This window comes from Paracidovorax oryzae ATCC 19882, from assembly GCF_000687165.1.
GTDB lineage: Bacteria > Pseudomonadota > Gammaproteobacteria > Burkholderiales > Burkholderiaceae_C > Paracidovorax > Paracidovorax oryzae.
Window position 1 is genome coordinate 154,005 of the sequence record NZ_JMKU01000001.1, and the last position, 16,062, is coordinate 170,066.

Here is a 16,062-nt window from a genome sequence, read left to right on the forward strand (position 1 = left end):
CTCTCTTTCTCCCCTTAGTCACTCACAGAGCTGAACCATGTCTTCCCAAGTCATCCCCATCACCAATGCGACCTTCGCAGAACAAGTCCTCCAATCGACCGGCCCCGTCCTGGTGGATTTCTGGGCCGAATGGTGCTCCCCCTGCAAGCAACTGCTGCCCATCATTGACGACATCGCCGAGGAATACGCCGGCGAAGCCCGCATCTGCAAGATCAACGCGGACGAAAACAAGGAATCCATGCTGCAGTTCGCGGTGCGCGGCCTGCCCACCATGATCCTCTTCGTGGATGGGAAGGAAAAGGCCCGCCTCGTGGGCCTGGTCTCCAAGACGCGGATCGCCCAGGTCATCGACGAAGCCCTGGAAGCCTGACATGACCCTGAACGCATACCACGGCAACCCCCAGCTGCGCCAGCAGGTGATCGACCAACTGCAATCCCTGGAAAAAGCCGGCCGCTGGGAGCACAGGCCCCTGTACTGGAACGGCGAGGTCGGCAGCTTTGTCGGCAGCCTGCTGCAGGGCGCCGACCTGGACCGCTGGGAAGGCGATTTCGGCCTGCCCAAGTGGCTGGCCCTCACGATCGATTCGATGGTCGCCGCCAACGCGCACATGGGCGTCGCCTGGGGCATCCACCTGTTGCAGGGCATTGAGCCCGGCATGCCGATGGACACGGTGGGCAGCCGCAGCCTGCTGGAGCTGCTCAAGGGCAAGAGCCGGGGACTGGTGGGCCGCATGGAGGCTGCCGCCGGCCTGGCCGAGGCGCTGGAAGGCGTGGCCGCGCTGCATGCGGCACGCCTGGCGGGCCAGGACGTCGACAGCGCCAGCTGGCGCAAGGCCCGCCGCGCGGCGGTCGCGCAGACCAACGCCCAGGCGCCCGAGTCGGTGGCCGCAGCCGTGGGAGCGTGCATCGAAGCCGCCGCCTGGGACCCGATGCAGTCCCGCAGTGCAGTTTCGGACACGCTGCGTGGCTGGATGAACGCACGGATCGCCGCGGGCATGGCCGTCTATCCCTGGGGCAAGGCGGAAGACGAAGACATGAAGCGGACGCTGGAAGCACTCCAGACGGAAGACAAGGCCGGCCGCGAGCCCGGGGACACCAACTACACCAATGTCTTTCTTCTGCTGGAGCAAAAGCATCCCGAGAAAGCCAGGCAGCTGAGGGCCTTCTACCGATACCAGAGGAGCCAGTACGCCAAACAATGGCGCCAGGCAGCACTGGCGGTGCAGAACATCCTGCATTCGGCGGACGGCGACGCGCCCGCAGTGCTCATCCCCCGCAAGCACCTGTTCGCCAACCCGGCACGCGCCGCCATGACGATCAGCCCGGACGGCCAGTGGCTGGCGTGGCTGGCGGACGGCGATGGCGTGATGAACATCTGGGCCGCACCCAGCAGCAGCCCGAACGAGGCACGGCAGATCACCCATGACAAGCGGCGCGGCATCCAGAGCTTCCACTGGACCTATGTTCCCGGCATGCTGCTGTTCTCGCAAGACCGCGATGGCGACGAGAATTTTCAAGTGTTCGGCGCCGATCTCTCGGACGGCAGCCTTCGCGCACTGACCCCCGCGGCGGCCGGCGTGCGCACGGGCGTGCAGAGCATCAGCCGGGAACGGCGCGACGAGATCGCCATCGTCTCGAATGCGCGCGACGCACGCTTCTTCGACGTGCATGTGCTGAACCTGCGCACTGGCGAAATGCATTGCGTGGAAGAGAACACCGGCTTCGCCGGCTTCGTGGTGGATGCGCAGTACCAGGCCAAGCTGGCCGTGCGCAATACGCGGGACGGCGGCAGCGAGTGGCTGCGACGCGATGCCGCCGGGGCCTGGCAGCCCTGGCAGGTTTTTTCGGCAGAAGACGGGCGCAGCTCCGCGCCCTCCCATTTCGACGCCGAGGGCCGCACGCTGTACGCCTACGACAGCCGAGGGCGCGACACCGCCGCGCTGGTCGCGATCGATTGGAACAGCGGAGCCATCACCGTACTGGCCGAGGATCCGCGCGCCGACATCGGCGGCATGATCACCGATGCCGCCAGCTACCGTCCCCTGGCCTACGGCGTGAGCTACGAGCGCTTCAAGCTGCATGTTCTGGACGACGCCATCTCTCGCGACATCGAAACCCTCGACGGCCATGCCGGCGACGGTGAATGGCGCCTGACCTCACGCACCGAAGACGACCGGCAATGGGTCGTCGCCCTGTCGTCCGACACGCGGCCGTCCTCCACGTGGCTGTACGAACGCAAGACGCAAGCCATGCGGCTCCTGCTGGATCTGCGGCCCGAACTCGCCTGGGCTCCGCTCGCGCGGATGCAGCCGGTGGTCATTCCGGCGCGCGACGGGCTCGCGCTCGTGTCCTATCTCACCGTGCCCGTGGATGCCGATGCGGGCGATCTCCGCGCCACTGCGCCGCTGCCGCTGGTGATGCTGGTGCACGGAGGACCCTGGTCGCGCGACGGCTTCGGCTTCAACCCCATGCACCAGTGGCTGGCCAACCGCGGCTACGCCGTGCTGAGCGTCAACTTCCGCGGCTCGACCGGCTTCGGCAAGCGCTTCGTCAACGCGGCGGACGGCGAATGGGGCCGCAGGATGGACGAGGACCTGGAAGACGCCGTCGCCTGGGCCGTCGAGCGTGGCATCGCCGACCCGCAGCGCCTGGCCATCTTCGGCGGCAGCTACGGCGGCTATGCCGTGCTGTCGGCGCTCACCCGGTACCCGTCGCGCTACGCCTGCGGCATCGACGTGGTGGGCCCCTCCAACCTGGAGACGCTGCTGGCCTCCATTCCGGCCTACTGGGAAGCGGACCGCGTGCGCCAGCACCGCGCGATGGGCGACCCGGCCACCGAAGAGGGACTGGCGCAGCTGCGCGACCGCTCGCCCCTGCACCGCGCCGCGCAGATCCGTGCGCCGCTGCTCATCGCCCAGGGCGCCAACGACCCGCGCGTGAAGCAGGCCGAGTCGGAGCAGATGGTCGCCGCCCTGCGGCAGCGCGGCATCCCGGTGACCTATGCGCTCTACACGGACGAGGGGCACGGCTTCGTGCGGGAAGCCAACCGCATGTCGTTCAATGCCCTGTGCGAGGACTTCCTGGGCCGCCACCTGGGCGGACGCACCGAAGCCTGGTCGCCGATGGACTACCTGGGCCATTCGCTGCTGCTGGCGGAATACCCCGCTCAAGAGGCCGCATGATGGCGCCCTTTCCCGATGCCCCCGGCTCCCTTCTCCGCCCCGTGCCAGCCAGCGGGCGCAGCACCCGGCAACGCGCCTGGGAAGCCGGGTGCATCGCCAGGATCGAGGCCGACTTCAGCCGGTCGGCCGACACGCACCTGATCCCCATGGCGCTGCCCGGCTATCCGGGTATCGACGTGTACTTCAAGGACGAGTCGAGCCATCCGACCGGCAGCCTGAAGCACCGCCTCGCGCGTTCGCTGTTTCTCTACGCGCTCTCCAACGGCTGGCTGCGCGAGGGCGCGCCGGTGATCGAGGCTTCCAGTGGATCGACGGCCGTGTCGGAGGCGTATTTCGCGCGCCTGCTGGGCCTGCCATTCATCGCCGTGGTGCCGGCTTCCACGTCCCCCGAGAAGATCGCGGCGATCGAATTCCACGGCGGGCGCTGCCACTTCGTGGAACGGGCCTGCGACCTGCATGCCGCCTCGATGGTGCTGGCGAAAGACAGCGGCGGCCACTTCATGGACCAGTTCGTCTATGCGGAGCGGGCCACCGACTGGCGCGCCAACAACAACATCGCCGAATCCATCTTCCGGCAGATGCAGATGGAGCGGCATCCCGTGCCGGAGTGGATCGTCTGCAGCCCCGGCACCGGCGGAACCTCCGCCACGCTGGGCCGCTACGTGCGCTACCGCCAGCATCCCACGCGCGTGCTGTGCGCCGATCCGGAAACGTCGGTGTTCTTCGATTACTACGAAGGCCTGCACCAGGGGCGCCCAGACCCCACCCTCACGGTCGCGAACGGTTCGCGCATCGAGGGCATAGGCCGCCCCCAGGTAGAGCGCAGCTTCATCGCCAGTTGCGTGGACGCGATGGTCAAGGTGCCCGATGCCCTGTCGCTGGCCGGCATGCGGCATGTCTCCACGGTGCTGGGCCGCAAGGTCGGCGGCTCCACCGGCACCAATTTCATCGGCCTGCTCTGGGCCGCGCAGGAGATGGCCGCCGCGGGCCGCGAGGGCTCCATCGTCTCGATCCTCTGCGACAGCGGCGACCGCTACGCCCGCAGCTACTACGACCCGGCATGGTACGAGCGCTGCGGCATCGACATCGCGCAGCCGGACCGGCAGTTGTGCGGCTTCCTGGAGGGCGCACCGCTGGCCCCCGCACTGCGTTGCGCCGCCGGCGGCGCGTGACCCGGGCCCGGGCGACAGAGCGTCTGCAGATATCGAACAGGAAGGCCTGGAAACCATGAACAGAAAGCCCCCGAAGAAAGACCTGCGGGAACGCGCACCGGGCATCGCGATGGTCGTCGCCCTGCATGTCGGCCTGGCCTACGTGCTGGTGACCAGCACGGCCCTCAAGCCCCCGAAAGACCTCGACAAGGATTCGCTGCTGGTCACCCTGATGGCCGAGAAGAAGCCGGAGCCGGCCATCCAGGCACCGCCGCCACCGCCTGCGCCGCCGCCGCCTCCCAAGCCGCCAGCTCCCACGCCACCCGCGCCGAAACCGCCGGCCCCCAAGCCGCCGCCACCACCCCGGCCCGCGCCCGAACGCGTGGCCGTGGAGCCGGTGCCGCCCGCCCCCCCCGAACCGCCGGCACCGGCGCCCGTGCCGCCTGCTCCGCCCGCGCCACCGGCACCGCCTCCCTTGCCTGCGCCCGCGCCACCGGCCCCGCCCGCACCAGCTCCAGCGCCTGCGGCACCGGCCATGGCCTCGGTCGAGCTGGTCTGCTCCAACTACGCCGACGTGCGGCAGGCCGTGGGCTATCCCTCCCGCGCGCGCCGCCAGGGCATGGAAGGCACCGTGGTGGCCGAGTTCAACCTGTCGCCCAGCGGCTCGGTGGAGAACCTGCGCATCGCGAGCGCGAGTTCCGACCTGTTCGCGGGGCCGGTGCTGGAGGCCATGCGCGAACTGCGCTGCAAAGGCCAGGGCGTGCCGGTCCGGGTGCGTGTTCCCTTCAGTTTCAGCTTGAAATGAAACACCCCCCTGAGCGGCTGCGCCGCTTCCCCCCGCTCTCGCCGTGCTGCTCACGGCGGGCAGGGGGACGACGCCAGCGGCCCGGCGAAGCCGGTTCCGCGGCGTCTGCTGGCATGGCCTGCTCCGCGGCCATCGGACAGGAGGCGCCGCTCTGGTTCATGCGGCGCTGCGAATGCCCAACGCCCATCCATTTCATCGATCCATCCCCTTTTCCTGGAGAGCCCACCATGTCCCAACGTCTGTTCCACCTCCCTTCCCTGCGCGGCCTGGTCGCGGCGCCGCTGTGCGCCCTGGCGCTGCTGGCCGTGCCGGCGGCTGCGTTCGCGCAGGCCGCCGCCACGAATGAAGCAGCAGCCACTGCCGCCGCCCCAGCGGCCCAGGCGGCGCCCGGTGCCGGCGGCACCGCAGCCGTGCGTTCCGCCGCGCCAGCAACCCGTCCGGCGGGCCAGGAGAATCCGTACGGCTTCAAGGCCATGTGGGAGCATGGCGACATGGTGTCCAAGGGCACGCTGTTCATCCTGCTGATCATGTCGGCCACCAGCTGGTACGTCATCATCACCAAGCTGCTGGAGCAGCGCCGCGTGCATGGCCAGGCACGCCTGGTGCAGGCCGATTTCTGGAACCGGGGCGACCTGCGCACCTCCACCCAGGCGCTGCCGGAGAGCAGCGTGTTCCGCTACGTGGCCGAGGCCGGGCTCGTCGCGCAGAAGCAATACGATGGTCCGCTGACGCAGCAGGTGGACCGCAACAGCTGGCTGAGCCAGTCGGTCATGCAGGCCATCGATGCCGTCGGCGACCGCCTGCAGGGCGGCCTCGCGGTACTCGCCACCGTCGGCTCCACGGCGCCCTTCGTGGGCCTGTTCGGCACCGTCTGGGGCATCTACCACGCGCTCACGGCCATCGGCCTGGCGGGCCAGGCCAGCATCGACAAGGTGGCCGGCCCCGTGGGCGAAGCGCTGATCATGACGGCCATCGGCCTGGCGGCGGCCGTGCCCGCGGTGCTGGGCTACAACTGGCTCGTGCGCCGCAACAAGGCCGCCCTGGATGAAGTGCGCGACTTCGGCACCGAGTTGCACACGTCCCTGCTGGGCGGCAGGCCCGCCGTCACCCTGGGGAGCTGACCATGGCGATGAACGTCGGCCAGGACGGCGGCGATCCGCTGGTCTCGTCCATCAACACCACGCCGCTGGTGGACGTGATGCTGGTGCTGCTGATCATCTTCCTGATAACCATCCCCGTCGCCACGCAGACCGTGCCGGTGGCCCTGCCCAAGGAAACCAACGACCCGCGCCAGGCAAAGATCGAGGACATCAACCTGTCGGTGACGCGCGACGGCGCGATCTACTGGAACGCCGCGCCCATCTCCCTGCCCGTGCTGCGGCAGCGGTTCTTCGAACTGGCCGCCGCCACGCCGCAGCCCATGGTGCAGGTGTACGGCGACGCCTCGGCCACCTACCTGCCCGTGGGCCGCATCGTGCGCGCCGCGCAGGACGCCGGCATCCAGAAGCTCGGGTTCGTGACCGAACCGATGTCCACCCCCTGACGGAGACACGCCATGGCACTGCCAAGAAGGGGCAAGAAGCAGGACAACGCGCTGATGATGGAGATCAACACCACGCCGCTCATCGACGTGATGCTGGTGCTGCTCATCATGCTGATCATCACGATCCCGATGCAGCTGCATACCGTGGAACTCGACCTGCCCGTGCCCACGGACAGCCCGCCCCCGCCACCGAAGGAAGTGCGCATCGTGCGCATCGCCATCGGGCCGGCAAGCCTCATCCGCTGGAACGAGGAGACCGTCGATCTCGCCACGCTCAACGAGCGCCTGCTGTCCGCCTCCATGCAGCCCGACCACCCGGAACTGCAGGTGCGCCCGGACGCGAACGCCAACTATTCGACCGTGGTGCACGTGATGGCCTCCATCAAGCGCCACGGCCTCACCAAGGTCGGGCTGGCCGGCCAGGAACAGTTCAACTGACATGAATTTCCAGCTCAACTCCTTCCCCTCGCCTGCGCGCCTGCTGCAGACGCCCTGCGATTGCCTCGTCGCAGGCATCGCGGAAGGCAAATTCAAGGGCCTCGCCAAGGCCATCGACCAGGCCAGCCAGGGCCTGCTGACCCGGCTGCGCGCCGAAGGCGAACTGGCCGGCAAGGCCGGGCAGACCGTGCTGCTGCATGCCGTCGCCGGCCTGCAGGCGCACCGGCTCCTGCTCGTGGGAACCGGCGCGGCGCAGGCGCCCTCGGCCGCTGCGGCGCGCGCCGCAGCCCGCGCGCTCGCCGCCACCCGCGCCGCCAAGATCGTCTGGGCCCTGGGCGACGATGCGGAGCACTGGGTGCAGGCGATCCTCGAACTGCAGCAGGCCGACTACCGCTTCGATGCCTACCGCACCGACAAGGCGCCCGCGCCGCCGGAGCGCACGCTGCGATTCGCCACGGCATCGGAAGACCGCCACGCCGCCATCCACGCCCGCCTCTACCAGGCGCAGGCCATCGCCCATGGCGTGGCCATGGTGCGCGACCTCGGCAACACCCCGCCCAACGTCTGCACCCCCGCCCACCTGGCCGGGCAGGCCCAGGCACTGGGCCAGGCCTGGGGGATGGAAGTCGAGGTGTTCGACCGCGCAGGCATCGAGGCGCTGGGCATGCACTCCTTCCTCGCCGTGGCGCAGGGCTCCGTGCAGGAGCCGCGCCTGATCGTGCTGCGCTACCAGGGCGACAAGGCCAGGCGCCCGCCCGTGGCGCTGGTCGGCAAGGGCGTGACCTTCGATTCGGGCGGCATCTCGCTCAAGCCCGGCGAGGCCATGGACGAGATGAAGTACGACATGTGCGGTGCCGCCAGCGTGCTGGGCACCCTGCGTGCCTGTGCCGAGATGAAGCTCAAGGCCAACCTCGTGGCGGTGATCGCGGCCTGCGAGAACATGCCGGCCGGCAATGCGCTGAAGCCCGGCGACGTGGTCCGCAGCATGAGCGGCACCACCATCGAAGTGCTGAACACCGATGCCGAGGGCCGCCTCATCCTCTGCGACGCGCTCACCTATACCCAGCAGCGCTTCGAACCGGAACTGACCATCGACGTCGCCACGCTGACCGGCGCCTGCGTGATCGCGCTGGGCCATGTGCGCAGCGGCCTCTACGCCAACGACGATGCGCTGGGCAGCGCGCTGGTCGCGGCGGGCGACAAGGTGGACGATCCCGCCTGGCGCATGCCGCTGGATGCGGCCTACCAGGAGCAGCTGAAGTCGCCCGTCGCGGACCTGGCCAACATCGGCGGCCGCGCCGGAGGCAGCGTGACGGCCGCGTGCTTTCTCTCGCGCTTCGTCCAGGGGCGCTGGGCGCACCTGGACATCGCGGGAACGGCCTGGAAGAGCGGCAAGGACAAGGGCGGCACCGGCCGGCCCGTACCCCTGCTGGCCCAGTACCTGATCGACCGGACCGCGCCGTGAACGCCCCCGTCCGGTCGCCCATGGACGTCCTCGCCCCAGACACGCCGCTGCTGCGCCTGCGCCGGCACCTGGCGGCCAGCGGCATCGCCGCCTGCCTGATCCCCTCGTCCGATCCACACCTCTCCGAGTACCTGCCCGCGCGCTGGCAGGGTCGCCGCTGGCTGAGCGGTTTCGATGGCTCCGCGGGCTCGCTGGTCGTCGGCGCGCAGGCGGCCGAACTGTGGGTGGACAGCCGCTCTTGGGAGCAGGCCGGGCGCCAGTTGCAGGGCAGCGGCATCGCCCTGCGCAAGGCCATGCCGGGCGCGCTCCACGAAGACCTCGCATCCCTGTGCAGCCTCGCGGGCCCCGGCGGAACGGTGGCGGTCGATGCCGACGTGCTGTCCCTGGCGGTCCTGGAACAGCTCGAAGCCCTCTGCCGCTTCCACGGCAATCCCCTGCGCACCGACATCGACCCGCTGGCGGGCGCCTGGCCCGGCCGGCCGGGCCTGCCTGCAGGGCCCATCGCCGCCCTGCCCCCGGGGGCGCAGGGCCATGAACGCGCCGACCGGATGCGCCGGCTGCGCGAGCGGATGCAGGCCCACGGCGCCGACTGGCACTTCGTGTCCGCCCTGGACGAGATCGCCTGGCTGCTGGGCCTGCGCGGCAGCGACGTGCCCTACAACCCCGTGTTCCTGGCCCACCTGCTGGTCGGTCCGCAGGGCGCCACCCTGTTCATCGATCCCACCCGCATGCCGGTCGATGTGCGGCAGGCGCTCGCGTCGGAAGGCATCGCGCTGGCCCCCTATGCCGGCGCGCGCGAGGCGCTGCGCTCCCTCGCGCCGGGCGCCTCGGTGCTGGTCGACCCCCGCCGCACCACCGCCGGCCACGTCCGGGCGCTGCCGCAGGATGCATCGCTGCGCCAGGGCACCAACCCCTGCGCGCTGATGAAGGCCTGCAAGAGCGACGCGGAAGCCGCCGCCATCCGCCGCACCCTGGTGCAGGACGGCGTGGCCCTCGCGGAGTTCTTCGCGGAATTGCAGGAGCAGCTCCAGGGCGGTGCCACGCCCACCGAGCTGGACATCGACGCCGGCATCACCGCCGCACGCATGCGCCGGCCGGGCTTCGTGGGCCCCAGTTTCGCCACCATCGCCGCCTTCAACGCCAACGGCGCCATGCCGCACTACGTGGCCACGGCCCGCGCCCATGCCCGCATCGCTGGCGACGGCCTGCTGCTCATCGACTCCGGGGGACAGTACACCGGCGGCACCACCGACATCACCCGCATGGTGGCCGTGGGCACGCCCGGCGACGCCCAGCGGCGCGACTGCACCCTGGTGCTCCAGGCCCTGATCGCGCTATCGACGCTGCATTTCCCCCACGGCACCCGCGCCCCCATGATCGATGCCGTGGCCCGGGCACCGCTCTGGCGCGAGCACATCGACTACGGCCACGGCACGGGGCACGGCGTGGGCTGGTACCTCAACGTGCATGAAGGCCCGCAGTTCATCTCCGCACGGGCCGAGGCGACCGCCGACTCGGCCCTGCTCCCCGGCATGGTCACCTCGGTCGAACCGGGCATCTACCGTCCCGGCCAGTGGGGCGTGCGCATCGAGAACCTGCTGCTGGCGATCGACAAGGGCGAAAGCGCCTTCGGCCGCTTCATGGCTTTCGAGACGCTGACGTTGTGCCCCGTCGACCTGGACTGCCTCCGCGTCAACCAGATGACGGACGCGGAAGTGCGCTGGATCGACCGATACCACGCCACGGTGCGCGAGGCGCTGCTCCCGGAATTCGCAGTCCCGCAGGACGAACGTGCGCGCCGGGCCCGCCAGTGGCTCCTGGACCGCACCCGGCCCGTCCTGCGCTGAAGGAAGGACCGCTTTCCGCCCCACGGCAAGCCCGGGCGAGGCCAGCGCGAAGCCGCGCTCCGGCGTACGATGCGGGCCGTCCCGCCCCATGCCGGCCCGCAGGCCCGCTTCGCCCATGCCACCCCACACCGATCCCGCCCCCGCCGACCACCGCCCCGCGCGCCCCGCCCCGCGCGACTGCAAGGAACTGTTCTGGTCCTTCACCTGGCTGGCCCTGCAGGGATTCGGTGGTGTCCTCGCCGTGGTGCAGCGCGAGCTGGTGGACCGCAAGGGCTGGCTGACGAACGAGGAGTTCATCGAGGACTGGGCCGTGGCACAGATCCTCCCGGGGCCCAACGTGGTGAACCTCGCCGTGATGGTGGGCGACCGCTACTTCGGTTGGCGCGGCGCGCTGTCGGCCCTGGCGGGCATGCTGCTGCTGCCCCTGCTGGTGCTGCTGTGCCTGGCGGTGGCGTATGCGCGGTTCTCCGCCCACCCGGCCGTGGCAGGCGCCCTGCGCGGCATGGGCGCCGTGGCCGCCGGCCTGGTGGCCGGCGTGGCCCTGCGCATGGCGGTGGCGCTGCGCACGCACCCGCTCGGGGCCGCAGGGGGCGCGGCGCTGGCCGCGCTGACCTTCGTGGCCATGGCGGTGCTGCAGTGGCCGCTGGCCGCGGTGCTGCTGGCGATCGGCGGCATGGCCTGCGCGCTGACCTGGCGGAAGCTGCCCGCATGACGCCCACCGCCACCCTGGCGCTGCAGCCGGCCGACTGGCTGCACCTGTTCTCGTACTATCTCTCGCTGTCCCTGCTGACCGTGGGCGGCGCCATCGCCACCGCCCCGGACATGCACCGCTTCCTCGTGGACCGGCACGCCTGGCTGACCGATCCGCAGTTCAACGCCTCCATCGCCATCGCCCAGGCCGCGCCCGGCCCGAACGTGCTGTTCATCGGGCTGCTGGGCTGGAACGTGGGGCTCAACGCGGGCGGCTGGGCCCTGGGCCTGCTCGGGATGGTGCTCTGCCTCGTGGGCGTCATGCTGCCCAGCAGCCTCCTCACCTGGGCCGCCGCGCGCTGGGCGCACCGCCACCGCGGCATGCGGGCCGTGCGGGCCTTCAAGCAGGGCATGACGCCCGTCGTGCTGGGCCTGCTGCTGGCCACCGCCTTCGTGCTCTGCAGCGCGCACGGGGGCATCGCGCAGAGCTGGCGGCTGTGGATCGTCTCGGCCGCGTGCATGCTGCTCGTCTGGCGCACGCGCATCCACCTGCTGTGGCTGCTGGGCGCCGGCGCCGTGCTCGGGGCGCTCGGCTGGATCTGACAGGTTCTTACAACTGCGCGTCCCGGGAGCCGTGCGGCGCCGCAACAATGGCCCGGACGCCCGCCGCGCCCCCGCGGCGGCCCGGCTTTCCAATCACTCCAGGAGACTCGACCCATGCAACCACGCCCCCTCGGCCGCTCCGGCCTGCAGGTTTCCCCGCTGTGCTTCGGCGGCAACGTGTTCGGCTGGACGGTGGACGAGCCGACCACGTTCTCCCTGCTCGACGCCTGGCTGGATGCAGGCTTCAACTTCATCGACACGGCCGACGTCTATTCGCGCTGGAACCCGGGGCACATGGGAGGTGAATCCGAGGCCCTGATCGGCCAGTGGCTCAAGCGCACCGGAAAGCGGGACCGGATCGTCCTCGCCACCAAGGTGGGCAAGGACATGGGCGACGGCAAGGTCGGCCTGAAGCCGGACTACATCCGCCGCGCGGTCGAGGATTCGCTGCGCCGCCTGCACACCGACTCCATCGACCTCTACCAGTCGCACGACGACGACCCATCCACGCCGCTCGAGGACACACTGGGCACTTACGCCGACCTGATCCGCGAAGGCAAGGTGCGCGCCATCGGCGCGTCCAACCACACGGCCGCCCGCCTGTCGGAGGCACTCGCCACCAGCGCCCGGCTGGGCCTGCCGCGCTATGAATCGCTGCAGCCGCTCTACAACCTGTACGACCGCGCCGTGTTCGAGGATGAATTGCAGCCGCTGTGCCTGGAGCAGCAGGTGGGCGTCATCAATTTCTATGCCCTGGCTGCCGGCTTCCTCACCGGCAAGTACCGCAGCGAAGCCGATGCCTCCAAGAGTGCGCGCGGTGCCAGGACGGTGGAGAAATACCTCAACCCGCGCGGACTGCGCATCCTGGCCGAGCTTGACGAGGTGGCCGAGCGCTACGAGGCCACGCCCGGCCAGGTCGCCATCGCCTGGCAGATGGCCCAGCCCGCCATCACCGCGCCGATCGCCAGCGCGACCTCGCTGGAGCAGTTGCAGGACCTGGTGCGCGCCGCCCACCTGCAGCTCGACGCCGACGCACTGGAAGCGCTGAGCCAGGCCAGCGAGGAATCCCCCGCCGAGGCCTGACGACGCTGCCCGGGCCGTGTGCCCGGGCCATGCGTTCAGCGTGCGTCCCCGATGGCGAGGCGGTACGCCGCCAGCGCCTGCACCGTGGTGCACAGCAACCCGTGCGCGAACCGCGCCACGTCCGCGCCGCGCGCCATCGTCCCGTCCGGGTTCATCAACTCGCACAGCACTCCGGCCGGACGCAGCCCGGCCAGGCGCGCGAGGTCCACGGCGGATTCCGTATGGCCGCCGCGCTCCAGCACCCCGCCCGGGCGGGCCGCCAGCGGGAAGACATGCCCGGGGCTGACCACCTCCGGGGCAGCGCCGGCCGGAGGCACGCGCAGGGCACACCGGATGGTCTGCAGGCAGTTCGCCGCCGAGACGCCGGTGGACACGCCCCACGCGGCCTCGATGGACTGGGTGAACGCGGTGGCGAACGACGACCGGTTCACCTCCACCATGGGCCGCAGGCCGAGCGCGCGGGCATGGTCCGGGGGCAGGCAGAGGCACACGATGCCGCTGCCCTCTCGGATCATCAGCGCCATGGTGGATTCGGCCATGTTCTCGGCGGCGCAGACCAGGTCGGCCTCGTTCTCGCGGTCGGCATCGTCGAGCACGAGGACGGGCCGCCCGGCGGCGATCTGCGCGAGCACATCGGCCATGGAGGCCAGCGGCACGCCGCCTCCGGCAGGCCCTGGCGCGCTGGCCGCAGCGTCGCACGACGCGGTATGGCACGCATGGCACGGCGCGGCCTCTGGCACCGCACCCTCGCGGGCGCGCGGCCAGCCGGCCGGCAGCATCTTCTTTCATCCGGACTGTGACCGTCGGCCCCCGACTGGAGGCGGCCGTGGCGGCCACCTCGCACTGGGTCTGCTGACCTCCCGCCAGGCGGCAGGAGCGCTCGCGGGCTCGCGAAGCGCACCGTGAAAACCGGGAAATTATGCAGCGCGCATCCCCGAGGGACCGCGCCCGCCCCGCCTCGCGTCAGGCGGCCAGCACGAAGGGCAGCACCCGCGCCGCCGTGCCGGGCACCAGCAGGTCCGCCACGCCGTCCAGGGCGCTGGGTTCCGGATTGATGATGGCCACGCGCGCGCCGGCCCGGTGCGCGGCATGCGCCAGGCCGGCAGCGGGATAGACGACGCCGGCGGTCCCCACGGCCAGCATCAGGTCGCATTCGTGGGCCGCATCCTGCGCCTGCTCCAGCAACCGTGCCGGCAGTTCCTCGCCGAACCAGACCACGGCCGGCCGCAGGAGATTGCCGCAGGTGGCGCAGCTGGGCGGGCACCCCGGCACGGCAGCATCGGCATCGCAGCAGGGCAGCGGCGCATCCAGCCAGCGGTTGGCGCGCAGGTCGCCGTGCAGGCAGAGCACGCCCTCGCTGCCGGCCATCTGGTGCAGGCCGTCCACGTTCTGTGTCGCGATCGTCAGCCGCTCGGGGTGGCGCCGCGCGAAATCCGCCAGCGCACGGTGGCCGGCGTTGGGTTGCACGGTGTCCAGCTGGGCCCGGCGGTGTTCGTACCACGTCCACACCGTGCCCGGATGGGCGCGGAAGCCCTCCTCGCTGGCCATCTCCTCCGGGCGGAACTTCGCCCAGTGGCCCGTATGGGCATCGCGGAAGGTCGGCACCCCGGATTCCGCGCTCATGCCGGCGCCGGTCAGCACCAGGATGCGCTGCGCCTCGGCCACCCAGGTCCGCAAGCGCTCGAGGGCATCCTGGAGCATGGATCAGCCCCCGCGCTGGCGCAGCGCCTCGTAGAGGCACACGCCGCTGGCCACCGACACATTCAGGCTTTCGACCGCCCCCCGCATCGGGATGGAAACCAGCTCGTCGCAGGTCTTGCGCGTGAGCTGCCGCATGCCGGCCCCCTCGGCGCCCAGCACCAGCGCCACCGGGCCCTTCAGGTCCACTTCGTAGAGGGTGCGCGGGGCGTCGTCGCTGGTGCCGATGCACCAGATGTTGCGTTCCTTGAGTTCGCCCAGCGTGCGCGCGAGGTTGGTGACCATGAAATACGGCATGGTCTCGGCCGCGCCGCTGGCCACCTTGGCCACGGTGGCGTTGATGCCCACGGCATGGTCCTTGGGCGCGATCACCGCGTGCGCACCGGCGCCGTCGGCCACGCGCAGGCAGGCACCCAGGTTGTGCGGATCGGTCACGCCGTCGAGCACCAGCAGCAGCGGCTTCTCGACGCCGTCGGCCTCCAGTTGCTCGAGCAGTTCGTCGAGCGAATGGACCTGCGCGACGGCTTCCACGCGGGCGGCCACGCCCTGGTGCCCGTGGCTGCCGGCGAGCTTGGCGATGCGCAGCGCATCGGCCTCGATGAGGCGCGCTCCCGCCTCCTTCGCGCGCTCGAGGAACTGGCGCATGCGCGCATCGCGCCGCGTGGCCTCGTAGTAGATCTCGATGATGGATTGCGGCGCGGTCTTCAGGCGCACGCCCACGGCGTGGAAGCCGAATAGCACTTTGGGGCTGGAGGACATGCGCGCGATTATCCGCCCGCCGGCCGCCCTCCCCTCAGCCAGCCCGGAGGAGGGCTTGGCCGCCTCAGGCGCCGGCCATCATCCGGCCGGCGTCGATGGTGATGCGCCGGTCGCACTGCGCCGCGATGCCGCGGTCGTGCGTGACGAGTACCAGCGTGGTTCCCTGCTCGCGGTTCAGGTCGAACATCAGGCGCATGATCGTCTCGCCCGTGGCGAAATCCAGGCTGCCCGTGGGCTCGTCGGCCAGCAGCACGTCCGGCTGCACCACGAAGGCCCGCGCCAGCGCCACGCGCTGCTGCTCCCCGCCCGACAGCACCTTCGGATAGTGTCCCAGCCGCTGGCCCAGGCCGACGCGGCCCAGCATCTCGGTGGCCAGCGGCCGGGCGTCGCGGCGCTGCGCCAGCTCCAGCGGCAGCATCACGTTCTCCAGCGCCGTGAGGTTGCCCAGCAGCTGGAAGCTCTGGAACACGAACCCCATGCGCCGCGCGCGCAGCGCGGCCCGGTCATCCTCATCCAGCGCGAACAGGTCTTCGCCGGCCAGCCGCACGGTGCCGCGCGTGGGCGTATCGAGCCCCGCGATGATCGACAGCAGCGTGCTCTTGCCCGAGCCCGAGGCGCCCACGATGGCCACGGTGTCCCTGGGAGCGAGCCGGAAATCGATATCCCGCAGAATGTCGAGCGTGCCGGTCGAATCCGTCACCGACTTGTGGACGTGCTCCACGGCGATGACCGGGGCGGCGGTGGTGGTGGCTGGCGTGTCCGGCGGTGTTTCCGACATGAAAGGTGCTTTGTGGCAGT

Annotated in this window: 16 protein-coding genes; 12 read left to right on the forward strand and 4 right to left on the reverse strand. The window is 70.7% G+C overall.

Annotation, left to right across the window (positions count from 1 at the left end; translation table 11 throughout):
* Positions 1–37 precede the first annotated feature (37 nt).
* The 12 genes from trxA (at position 38) to T336_RS0100690 (ending at position 12,807) form a co-directional block, all read left to right on the forward strand.
* Positions 38–370, forward strand: a complete 333-nt coding sequence (gene trxA / locus T336_RS0100635) for a thioredoxin (protein ID WP_026431125.1) — start codon at positions 38–40, stop codon at positions 368–370.
* A 1-nt stretch (position 371) separates the two neighbouring features.
* Entirely contained in the window at positions 372–3,182 is a 2,811-nt protein-coding gene (locus T336_RS24575) for a S9 family peptidase (RefSeq protein WP_026431126.1), read from the forward strand.
* On the forward strand, positions 3,179–4,354 hold the full coding sequence (locus T336_RS0100645) for a PLP-dependent cysteine synthase family protein (protein WP_209435926.1): 1,176 nt from the start codon (positions 3,179–3,181) through the stop codon (positions 4,352–4,354). The genes T336_RS24575 and T336_RS0100645 overlap by 4 nt, the downstream gene beginning before the upstream one ends.
* Before the next feature lie 55 nt (positions 4,355–4,409).
* Positions 4,410–5,138 (forward strand): energy transducer TonB, encoded by a 729-nt coding sequence (locus T336_RS0100650; protein WP_026431128.1) that lies wholly within the window; start codon positions 4,410–4,412, stop codon positions 5,136–5,138.
* A 227-nt stretch (positions 5,139–5,365) separates the two neighbouring features.
* A complete protein-coding gene (locus T336_RS0100655) occupies positions 5,366–6,259 on the forward strand; it encodes a MotA/TolQ/ExbB proton channel family protein (protein ID WP_026431129.1) in 894 nt (297 codons plus the stop codon).
* A gap of 2 nt (positions 6,260–6,261) precedes the next feature.
* Positions 6,262–6,681, forward strand: coding sequence for an ExbD/TolR family protein (locus T336_RS0100660; RefSeq protein WP_026431130.1), 420 nt, complete (start codon positions 6,262–6,264; stop codon positions 6,679–6,681).
* A 12-nt stretch (positions 6,682–6,693) separates the two neighbouring features.
* Positions 6,694–7,119: an ExbD/TolR family protein gene (locus T336_RS0100665; RefSeq protein WP_026431131.1), complete on the forward strand. Its 426-nt coding sequence runs from the start codon at positions 6,694–6,696 to the stop codon at positions 7,117–7,119.
* 1 nt (position 7,120) lies between these two features.
* The gene (locus T336_RS0100670) at positions 7,121–8,584 is read left to right on the forward strand and encodes a leucyl aminopeptidase (RefSeq protein ID WP_026431132.1); all 1,464 of its coding nucleotides are present in this window, start codon (positions 7,121–7,123) and stop codon (positions 8,582–8,584) included.
* Positions 8,581–10,431 carry an aminopeptidase P family protein gene (locus tag T336_RS0100675; protein ID WP_026431133.1) on the forward strand — a complete coding sequence of 617 codons (1,851 nt, stop codon included), beginning with the start codon at positions 8,581–8,583 and terminating at the stop codon, positions 10,429–10,431. Before T336_RS0100670 ends, T336_RS0100675 begins: the two co-directional genes overlap by 4 nt.
* A gap of 115 nt (positions 10,432–10,546) precedes the next feature.
* Positions 10,547–11,143 carry a chromate transporter gene (locus T336_RS0100680; protein ID WP_026431134.1) on the forward strand — a complete coding sequence of 199 codons (597 nt, stop codon included), beginning with the start codon at positions 10,547–10,549 and terminating at the stop codon, positions 11,141–11,143.
* Entirely contained in the window at positions 11,140–11,724 is a 585-nt protein-coding gene (locus tag T336_RS0100685; RefSeq protein WP_019701244.1) for a chromate transporter, read from the forward strand. The genes T336_RS0100680 and T336_RS0100685 overlap by 4 nt, the downstream gene beginning before the upstream one ends.
* Positions 11,725–11,838: 114 nt before the next feature.
* Entirely contained in the window at positions 11,839–12,807 is a 969-nt protein-coding gene (locus T336_RS0100690; protein ID WP_026431135.1) for an aldo/keto reductase, read from the forward strand.
* Between the two features lie 35 nt (positions 12,808–12,842).
* On the opposite strand, the gene ribB is transcribed toward T336_RS0100690, so the two are convergent.
* The 4 genes from ribB to T336_RS0100710 form a co-directional block, all read right to left on the reverse strand.
* Complete coding sequence (gene ribB / locus T336_RS24580) at positions 12,843–13,448, reverse strand: 3,4-dihydroxy-2-butanone-4-phosphate synthase (RefSeq protein WP_244883855.1); 606 nt, start codon at positions 13,446–13,448, stop codon at positions 12,843–12,845.
* A 322-nt stretch (positions 13,449–13,770) separates the two neighbouring features.
* On the reverse strand, positions 13,771–14,508 hold the full coding sequence (locus T336_RS0100700) for an SIR2 family NAD-dependent protein deacylase (protein ID WP_019701241.1): 738 nt from the start codon (positions 14,506–14,508) through the stop codon (positions 13,771–13,773).
* 3 nt (positions 14,509–14,511) lie between these two features.
* Positions 14,512–15,264: a 23S rRNA (guanosine(2251)-2'-O)-methyltransferase RlmB gene (gene rlmB, locus T336_RS0100705; protein ID WP_011796095.1), complete on the reverse strand. Its 753-nt coding sequence runs from the start codon at positions 15,262–15,264 to the stop codon at positions 14,512–14,514.
* A gap of 64 nt (positions 15,265–15,328) precedes the next feature.
* Positions 15,329–16,042 (reverse strand): ABC transporter ATP-binding protein, encoded by a 714-nt coding sequence (locus tag T336_RS0100710; protein ID WP_019701240.1) that lies wholly within the window; start codon positions 16,040–16,042, stop codon positions 15,329–15,331.
* Positions 16,043–16,062 lie beyond the last annotated feature (20 nt).

Bases quoted from the DNA above. Each gene is read 5' to 3' on its own strand.
- trxA (WP_026431125.1), top strand. From the start codon at position 38: ATGTCTTCCCAAGTCATCCCCATCACCAATGCGACCTTCGCAGAACAA.
- T336_RS24575 (WP_026431126.1), top strand. From the start codon at position 372: ATGACCCTGAACGCATACCACGGCAACCCCCAGCTGCGCCAGCAGGTG.
- T336_RS0100645 (WP_209435926.1), top strand. From the start codon at position 3,179: ATGATGGCGCCCTTTCCCGATGCCCCCGGCTCCCTTCTCCGCCCCGTG.
- T336_RS0100650 (WP_026431128.1), top strand. From the start codon at position 4,410: ATGAACAGAAAGCCCCCGAAGAAAGACCTGCGGGAACGCGCACCGGGC.
- T336_RS0100655 (WP_026431129.1), top strand. From the start codon at position 5,366: ATGTCCCAACGTCTGTTCCACCTCCCTTCCCTGCGCGGCCTGGTCGCG.
- T336_RS0100660 (WP_026431130.1), top strand. From the start codon at position 6,262: ATGGCGATGAACGTCGGCCAGGACGGCGGCGATCCGCTGGTCTCGTCC.
- T336_RS0100665 (WP_026431131.1), top strand. From the start codon at position 6,694: ATGGCACTGCCAAGAAGGGGCAAGAAGCAGGACAACGCGCTGATGATG.
- T336_RS0100670 (WP_026431132.1), top strand. From the start codon at position 7,121: ATGAATTTCCAGCTCAACTCCTTCCCCTCGCCTGCGCGCCTGCTGCAG.
- T336_RS0100680 (WP_026431134.1), top strand. From the start codon at position 10,547: ATGCCACCCCACACCGATCCCGCCCCCGCCGACCACCGCCCCGCGCGC.
- T336_RS0100685 (WP_019701244.1), top strand. From the start codon at position 11,140: ATGACGCCCACCGCCACCCTGGCGCTGCAGCCGGCCGACTGGCTGCAC.
- T336_RS0100690 (WP_026431135.1), top strand. From the start codon at position 11,839: ATGCAACCACGCCCCCTCGGCCGCTCCGGCCTGCAGGTTTCCCCGCTG.
- ribB (WP_244883855.1), bottom strand. From the start codon at position 13,448: ATGGCCGATGTGCTCGCGCAGATCGCCGCCGGGCGGCCCGTCCTCGTG.
- T336_RS0100700 (WP_019701241.1), bottom strand. From the start codon at position 14,508: ATGCTCCAGGATGCCCTCGAGCGCTTGCGGACCTGGGTGGCCGAGGCG.
- rlmB (WP_011796095.1), bottom strand. From the start codon at position 15,264: ATGTCCTCCAGCCCCAAAGTGCTATTCGGCTTCCACGCCGTGGGCGTG.
- T336_RS0100710 (WP_019701240.1), bottom strand. From the start codon at position 16,042: ATGTCGGAAACACCGCCGGACACGCCAGCCACCACCACCGCCGCCCCG.